At 58.0% G+C, this 8,048-nt stretch carries 6 protein-coding genes; 1 reads left to right on the top strand and 5 read right to left on the bottom strand.

The window, feature by feature from the left end:
- Positions 1 to 459: 459 nt before the first annotated feature.
- From EN749_RS24865 to EN749_RS37800, 5 genes are all read right to left on the bottom strand, one after another.
- Positions 460 to 1,665, bottom strand: a complete 1,206-nt coding sequence (locus EN749_RS24865) for an IS110 family transposase (RefSeq protein WP_236379326.1) — start codon at positions 1,663 to 1,665, stop codon at positions 460 to 462.
- Between the two features lie 613 nt (positions 1,666 to 2,278).
- Entirely contained in the window at positions 2,279 to 3,541 is a 1,263-nt protein-coding gene (locus tag EN749_RS24855; protein WP_095521542.1) for a D-amino acid dehydrogenase, read from the bottom strand.
- 314 nt (positions 3,542 to 3,855) lie between these two features.
- Complete coding sequence (locus EN749_RS24850) at positions 3,856 to 4,992, bottom strand: KamA family radical SAM protein (RefSeq protein ID WP_095521543.1); 1,137 nt, start codon at positions 4,990 to 4,992, stop codon at positions 3,856 to 3,858.
- Positions 4,993 to 5,447: 455 nt separating this feature from the next.
- The gene (locus EN749_RS24845) at positions 5,448 to 6,143 is read right to left on the bottom strand and encodes a class I SAM-dependent methyltransferase (RefSeq protein WP_128364163.1); all 696 of its coding nucleotides are present in this window, start codon (positions 6,141 to 6,143) and stop codon (positions 5,448 to 5,450) included.
- Between the two features lie 20 nt (positions 6,144 to 6,163).
- The gene (locus tag EN749_RS37800; RefSeq protein ID WP_189367686.1) at positions 6,164 to 6,310 is read right to left on the bottom strand and encodes a hypothetical protein; all 147 of its coding nucleotides are present in this window, start codon (positions 6,308 to 6,310) and stop codon (positions 6,164 to 6,166) included.
- Between the two features lie 977 nt (positions 6,311 to 7,287).
- Here EN749_RS37800 and EN749_RS24835 point away from each other — a divergent pair.
- Entirely contained in the window at positions 7,288 to 7,503 is a 216-nt protein-coding gene (locus EN749_RS24835; RefSeq protein WP_095521903.1) for a hypothetical protein, read from the top strand.
- Positions 7,504 to 8,048 lie beyond the last annotated feature (545 nt).

The following is an 8,048-nucleotide window of genomic DNA, read 5'->3' as shown; positions in this document are numbered from 1 at the left end:
TTCCAAACCTTGACAGCGGACATCAGAGCGCTGTTCCGGTGCCACCTTTCGCGCGGGCTCGTGATCGCTGGATTTAAGCGTAAGCTCTGAAATCGTCAATCGAAGCCCTCAAAGGCTCCGAACATCGTTCCTCACGACCCCGCGCGAAAGGTGGCACCGGAACAGCGCTCTGATGTCCGCTGTCAAGGTTTGGAACGTAGGGGTCCGGCCGATCGAGAGGTCGGCTGTTCATTCTGATGATCGCGCATGGGTGGAGGCGGAACTGAAGGACGTCGGTGATCAAGCTCTGATGCGCGGATTGGTTACCGCATTCCCGATTGTGCGTCCGGGGCTGTTCCTATCTTACTGCGGGCGTCGGTCGGTCGATTTGCCGGCCACAAAGCGTCTGACGGGCATTCCCCTGCCGTGGTCCCGCCCCCGCCCATGAGCGATGGATGTGTGTCGCGTGCAGCGACTAGATCAGGTTGCGTGCGCCTCCCTGGCAACAGCCCACATGAAGCCCACCAGTTCGCGGGCTATCGCCGTGCAGACCACCGTCGTCTTCTTGCCTCGTCCGCTCAACATTCGATAGCGGGCCGTCAGTCGGGCCTGCGCCTTCCAGGCGATCTCTCTCACCCCTGGCGGCGCCTGCTCCAGTCGATACAGCTTCTTCGCGCCGACTTTCGGCGCATGCCTATAGGTCCATGCGCTCTCGACCAGCATATGACGAACGCGGCCATTCCCTGCCTTGGTGACACCGCCCCGTCTGACGGTCTCTCCGGTCGACCGCTCACCAGGAACAAGGCCAACATAGCCCATGAGCTGGCGCGGGCTTTCGAAACGGCGCACGTCGCCAATCTCGGTAGCAAACGTCACGGCAACGATCAGATCCACACCACGTAATGCCTGCAGCGCCCGCACGATCGGCGCCAGCGACCAGGCTGGAACGAACTCCTCGATCACACGCTCAAGCCGCTCGGCCCGCTCTTTCGAGAAGCGAACCGCCTCGACCATCTCCTGGAGCGCAATCTGATGTGCGGGATGATCGACCTGCTGCGCCTGCAGCCAGCAGAGATAGCGCATCGTCCAGCCCTTCTTTCGCGGATAGCTACGGCCGTGCTTGAGCATGAAGGCGCTCACCTGCTGGCGATGGACCCAAAGTGTCTCAACTGCGGCCGCCCGGGCGCGGACGAGATCCCGCATGGCTTCGTGGCCTTCATCGGGAACCCATACCGCCGTCAGTTCGCCAGCGCGCAGCAACCTAGCCAATCCGAGGGCATCCCGGCGGTTTGTCTTCACGCGATCGCTGGGCTTCCTCGGAATCAGCGACGGAGCGACTACGGTGCATTCGTGACCCAGCGAACGGATCAGCCGATAGAGACCATAGCCGGTCGGGCAGGGCTCGTAGCAGAAATGGACTCGATCGAATCTGTTGGCGATCCGCTGGATAACTCGGCGCATGCTCTCATCCGAGGCGTCGACCTCGCCGATGAAGCGAACTTCTCCCTCCCGGCCAGCATCCGCAATCGCGATGGCGTTCCTAAGCTTTGCGACATCGATTCCGACAAATGCTTCCCTATAATCTGACACGGCTCGTCCTCCTGTGATGAGGATCGGCTCGGCCCGCCCGAGCAACCCTCGGACGCGCAGTGTAGGGCGAGCCACCTCACCGGCAGAAGTGGACATACGGTCTTACGTTGTTGTAGGGATTGCCTCTGCGGCCTATCGATCCGATCAGACCTTCGGCAAGAACAGCCGGTAGATCCCTGCAGCACATTGCGAGCCGCGACCAGGAAATGGGGAATTGGGTTTGGAGGTGGTCTTCTCCGATTGGTGGCAGCTCTCAACGCGGCGACCGTCAGGCGCGCAGCCGACAATCAAGAGCGACCAAGCATCGAGGGACGGCGACGTAGACGAAGCAGGTCGGCAGCGCGACATAGGCATGCCGCAAGCCCAGAGCTGGTCCGGACCGGCCGGTATGATCTGCTTCACCAGTTGGGGTTCACGTCGATGCCTTGCTAACCGCCGACGCGCAATAGCCGTAGAACTCGGATGCATCGCAGGTCGCGAACATCGCCCCGAGTGCAGGTGCCATCGACCCGCTTATACGGCCGGTCATAGTAGGTCGTGAGCGATGCCATCAGTCGGCATCTTCCGCGCTGGAGATGTTGGGGCCTTCACGCTGGCGCTGCGCTTTTCAGAGCTCCCTTTAGTAACTCCAGTTCCGGAGCCTGGTTGCCGACGAGCCGCTGAAGGGCAGCAGTTCGGGCCCCGTATTCGCGCCTGAGATGCTGCGCGTTCAGAGCGCATAGTCTTCCGGTTCGACCGCTTCGATCGTCAGCTGGCCCTCAGTGATGTAATCTGTAGTTATGCGGGCCGACCCGCAGGCCATCGTCCAGCCGAGCGGCCCATGGCCGGTGTTCAGGAACAGATTGCTGTAGCGGGTCGGGCCGATCACAGGCGGACCGCCCGGCGTCATCGGGCGCAGGCCGCTCCAGTTTAGAACGGAGTCGGCATTCACGTGGTCCTTGAGCTCCGGCAGCATTCTAAAGCCATCATCAAGGACACGCAGCCCTTCTTTGATGTCAACCGCGTTATCGTAGCCGGCGAACTCGGCGCGACCGCCCAGCCGCAGGCGATCACCCATAGGCGTGATCATCGCATGGAGGCCGTCGTCCATGATCGGACGTGTCGGCCCTCCTTGCCAGCCGTTTAAGGGAACGGTGATCGAATAACCCTTTACTGGAATGATCGGCAGATGGATGCCGAGCCTGCTCGAGAATTTTGGGCTGTAGCTACCAAGCGACAGAACGAAGACGTCCGCCTGGATCTCTCCCTTGGTCGTATGAATATGTGAAATTTTCGTCGTGCTTCCCCGCTTGATATCGAGGACTTCGGTGTCCATCAAGAACTTTGCGCCATACGCCTGTGCCACTCGCGCGATCTCGTTTGTGAACTTGTGAGCATCACCGCTTTCATCATCAGGGAACAGAACAGCGCCGGCGTAGCGGTCGATGACCGGCGCGACGCAGGGTTCCTTTTCTAGGATCTGAGCCTTGTCGAGCTTCTCGAAGACCACGCCCCATTCTTCCATCTCCCGGCACATCTGGAGAAACTCGGACATCCGACCCTGAGGAGGAAACATTCGCATCGTTCCGCGGACGGTCTGGTCGTAAGTGAGCCCCTCTTCTGCGCGGATAGCACGCAGGGTCTCAAGGCTGAGCCGCGCTAGCCGGATGTTGGCGATCATGTTCGCCTTGTGCATACGGGCCGTAGAATTGGCGAAGAACTTGAGACCCCAACCGATCATCGAAGAGACAGCGCTCGGTTGGATCTTCAGCGGCGAATTGGCGTCGAAGAGCATATTCCCGAGATTTTTCATCGTGCCGGGGGAGTTCCAAGGACTAGAGTCGCTTGGGTTCATCAGACCGCCGTTCGCGAAACTGGTTTCCATGCCGGGGCGGTCCCGACGATCAATCACGATGACGTCAAGGCCAGCCTTTGTCAGCATGTAGGCAGTCGTGCTTCCAATGACGCCAGCTCCCATAACAACAACTTTCATTCTCCGTGCCTGCCTTTCAGAAGTCTTTGTTCGGCTCTAATGGCCCAACCGTATTCGGGCCTAGCCACGCTGCGCCGGCGTTTGCAATCTGCGTCAGCACGTTCTCATTCACCGACGGCTGATGCCAATACCGGCTCGAATTTTGGAATCGAGATATCATACGCAAAAGAGACCAAGCGACTCGAGCGCAGTGACCTCGACCAGCATCAGTCGAAAGAGGCTCGGGCCCTGCACGCGGCGAGGTCGGCGCAGAACGGTCCGTCGATCACTTCCTACACGCGGCGGGCTCTGGCGAGCAACGGTGAGCTTTTACATTAGTCGAGTCTGTCAGGATCTTTCCAAGTTCTCCACTCGTAGTTGCGAAGTGTGATATACCCAGGTCCAGATCCTATCAGGTAGTTGGGATTGAGTGGCGTTTTGCCAAGCGGCGTGCAGATTACATATTGCGGCACGGCAAAACCGGTGGTGTGCCCACGCAAACTCTCAATAATGTGCAACCCGGTATTGATTGAAGTTCTGAAGTGCTCCGCGCCCCGGACCAAGTCCGCATGGTACAAATAGTATGGTCGCACACGCGCCATAAGGAGTTTGTGGACCAACTCTTTCATCACCTCGACCGAGTCGTTGATGCCTTTCAAGAGTACCGATTGGTTGCCCACCGGAACTCCCGCTTCAAGCAACCGTTCGATAGCGAGTTTCGCTTCAGGCGTGACCTCATTGGGGTGATTAAAGTGAGTATTAATCCATATTGGATGGTACTTTTTGATCATCTGACAGAACTCGGGCGTGATACGCTGTGGCATCGTTACAGGCGTTCGAGTGCCGATTCGAATTATCTGAACGTGCGGAAGATGCCTGAGCCTTGACAAGGCGTACTCTATCTTATTGTCGCCCATCATCAGCGGATCACCTCCACTTAACAGTACGTCCCGAATCTCTGGCCGCTCGGCTATATATGCTATTCCTTTGTCAATGAGATCTCGATTGCTGACGATCGCGTTTCGGCCCGCGCGAACCTTGCGTGAGCAGTGTCTGCAGTAGATGGCACACAGATTGGTAATATGAAAAAGTACGCGATCTGGATATCTATGAACGATGCAACTCACTTCGGTCTTCCCCTCCTTCCAAAGAGGGTTTTCGGAATCTACACCCGATCGGTGAAATGAGGCGAGCTGATCAATATGGAAGACATCGTCAAGTTCCTTGATGTTAGGGATAGCCTGTAGGCGAACTGGATCGTTTGGATCCTTCTTGTCGATTAGCGAGAGGTAATAAGGTGTTACCCGAAAAACATATTTTTCACCGACCTTGCGGAAAACTTCTTCTTCTTCCGGCGTAATATTTATATGGTCCTTCAATGCATCCAAAGTGGTTATGCTATTTGAAAGTTGCCAACGCCAGCTGTCCCATTCGCTGTTTCGCGTGTCTACTGCGGCCGTTTCTGCCACCATGCCACACCTCCATTCGAGTCACTTATCTGTAGATACATTCGCGATATGCGGTTGGCTCCGAGAAAATCAGGAGAGTTTTCCGAACTAAATCCCGAAGTAGATACCCTGGTATTCTGACTTTATCTTCTGGACGTTGGAGTACAAAAAGGTAATGACGGGTTCAAATCGTCAAGCCCCGGTAGATGGATTCGGCAATGGGCGCGCAGCTTGAAGCTTAGTTAGCCGAAACGGCGCGCGCAGCGTAAAAATGGGCACCTCTGCGCAGCCGCACTCTCGAACGCTGTGCACTTCAAGCAACGTCCAAGAGCCTTTACATCTTTAGCCCCTGTGTTTCTGCGTGGGACGAGGATCCGCTTTAGGCCTAATCGGTGTCAAAAGCCTTTCGCATGCCGATCGGCGAGTGCCGGTTCGGGTCATTGAAAGTCAGATCCGCCGGCGAGATCTGCGCTAGTGTGTCATAGCCGCTCGCCCGTTGCTCTTGCTTTATCAAGCACCTGGAAAGCCCAATAATGCGCGTTTTCCTCGTAGTATCTCGCATCGCTAAGACAAAGTGCCGGCATCAGAAGACCCGCATCCTGCAGACGCCGCACTTCATCTTCAAAGGATGTCGCCTCCGCATAGCTCTTGCGGGTGCTCGCGATGACGAAGCCGTTCGGGCGCGTGACGCGAGCCAGTTCGCGCAGTCCATCCGGTCGGGCATGCCTGTGCGTGAAGACGCCACAGCAGACCGTGACGTCATAGCTCGCGTTGGGGTATTCCGAGAGTGGACCGTTAAGGTCTACACCGCCTGTTACATGGCGGTAAATACGGGTCTGTCGGGCCTTTTCGGCCATCTCCCCGATCAGGTCGAACCCGTCGATCAACTGAAAGCCTAGGCGTTGCAGCTGCAGACCGACAAGGCCCGTTCCACAGCCAGCGTCGAGGATTGTAACGGCTGCTCGCTCCTTGGCCAAATAGGCAGTCTGCACGGCTCCCGCCAGCTCTGCCACGACGATTGGCCCGCAATACCCCTGACTGCCGACATGGAGATCGTAGGTATCGGCCCGATCACGATAATACTCGGCTACGTAACCGACATCCGTGTCGAGTGCATGGGAACCTTTTTTTCGTGCGGTTTGGTCCAGCGCGGACTTTTGATCGGGGATTTTCATGACGGTTCCTCCATTTAAGATCAGATTGGATGCAGCGCAGATCCCTTCGGCGGCGCAATGGCGCGGCAGATATTTTCCTCTGCCGTATCGGCGCATGAAAACCGGACCGAGCCACCGGGCGGTAAACCGTGCCGCTTCAAACTCTGGCTTACGGTCGTGCCGAGCATTTTGTCTCTCCTATGTGTCTGGGAACAAGCGTTGGCTGCCCTTTCCGCTCCGGTCGGCAGCTCCTGCCGGCCTACGAAGACAGAGTTTCAAAACTCGTGCCAACTGCGACGCGAACTTTAAAGGCGAATGGGCATTACATGCGAGCGCTTCGCGTCGTCGTGGGACATGATCACGGGACTTACCGGGATCATGCAGCATTCGCTCTGGAACTGTGCGGTCTCGCGATTTTCTCTTCAGCGGCTGGGTTGAGGCGAAGGCTCGCCCCAAGCGTTTGTCGAACCACATCAGATCGGTGCCGCGCCTTGTAAACGGCGGCAATAGGGATTGGCCGGAGGGCGCGAAATGACCAAGCGTCGGAAGCTCGTCGCGTTGCTGCCAGGGCATGGACTTTGACGATAAGGATGGGAGCGGAAAGAATGCTGAACGATCGACCGCGCATGGGCTTTGGGAGCGGACAGCTCCGGCGACGGAGAAGCTGGCAGGCGACCTCGTCGCCGATGTCGCGATTGTCGCGCCGGCTGGACCGGATTGTCCGCCGCGCTGCACCTAGCCGAGCGTGGCCTGGACGCTGTCGTTATCGAGGCAGCCGAATTGATTTGGCGCCGCCGGGCGGAGCACCGGATTGGTGAATGCCAGCCTCTGGGTGATGCCGTCGGCGCTCATGGAGACGCTCGGTCCCCTCAATGGCGGTCGTCTGCTTAATTTGGCTGCGCGATTCGCCACACACTGTCTTCGAGATCGTCGACAAGCACGGCTTGCAGTGGGAGGTGAAACGGGTCGGCACGATCCACTGCAGAGCCGCTAAAAGCGCCGCCGAGATCGCGGAGCGAGCCCGCCAGTGGCAGGCGCTCGAAGCCCCGTGGCATATCCTCGATGCCCGGAGACCCGTGCAAAGACAGGCACCTCGGCCTACCCGCAGGCCTAATCGATCCGCGTGCAGGGACGATCCAGCCGCTCGCCTATTTGCGCGGCCTCGTTGGCGGCGATTGCTGCCGGCGTGACCGTCTTCACCGCAAGACCGGTCGAATATATCGCGCGTGAGGCGGGCGTCTGGCGGCCCGCCACGCAAGAAGGAAACATCCGGACCAAGTGGGCGGTTGTTTCAACCGAGACCTACACCTCGCGCATCCTCTCCGCACTGAGCGGCGAGCAAGTGGTGCTCCCATATTCCATGTCGCGACTGCGCCGCTGAGCCACAGCATCAGCCGCACGATTCTGCCCCAAGGGCACGGCGGCATGGACATATCCCCGATTTTCGCATCGTGAGACAATGCTGTGCCTATCCCTGTGTTATGAAGAAGTTTCGCCAGCGATCAAGCACTGCAAAGTCGTCCTGCGGAGCAGTCCTGATGCGCCAACTCGTGCTGAAGACCCTATCAAACATCCAGGCCGGTACCTCAGCCCGGTCCATTGACTGGGCCAGAAAGGCTGCAGTGAAAAACCGCCGCGTCACCTTCTCGATCACCCCATCGATATGGACCCGCCGCCCGGTCCAAGGATGCCATTATCAAGGATGCAATCTATAAAAAAGCCCGCGCTAAACATCGGTCCGGTGGCGTTCCGTCGTCGAGTTATATAATACCGCGAGGCCACATTCCTCGCTCGACGGCGCGATGCAGCTGCGCTTCGAATAGCGACGATATGGCGGATACTATCGGTAATGTGGCGCCAAATGTCAAATGGTTGTCGCGGCTCCCAAACTATTGTTCAGCCTCGAAATTCAACAGGACATTGCTC

Source organism: Mesorhizobium sp. M7A.F.Ca.ET.027.02.1.1 (assembly GCF_004022985.1).
Classification (GTDB): Bacteria; Pseudomonadota; Alphaproteobacteria; order Rhizobiales; family Rhizobiaceae; genus Mesorhizobium.
Note: the sequence above shows the minus strand (reverse complement) of the source record. Positions and strands in the feature narration are given on the sequence as shown.

Coding starts and splice junctions, on each gene's coding strand:
- EN749_RS24865 (WP_236379326.1), bottom strand. CDS start 1,665: ATGTCCACTTCTGCCGGTGAGGTGGCTCGCCCTACACTGCGCGTCCGA.
- EN749_RS37800 (WP_189367686.1), bottom strand. CDS start 6,310: ATGCTCGGCACGACCGTAAGCCAGAGTTTGAAGCGGCACGGTTTACCG.
- EN749_RS24850 (WP_095521543.1), bottom strand. CDS start 4,992: ATGGTGGCAGAAACGGCCGCAGTAGACACGCGAAACAGCGAATGGGAC.
- EN749_RS24855 (WP_095521542.1), bottom strand. CDS start 3,541: ATGAAAGTTGTTGTTATGGGAGCTGGCGTCATTGGAAGCACGACTGCC.
- EN749_RS24845 (WP_128364163.1), bottom strand. CDS start 6,143: ATGAAAATCCCCGATCAAAAGTCCGCGCTGGACCAAACCGCACGAAAA.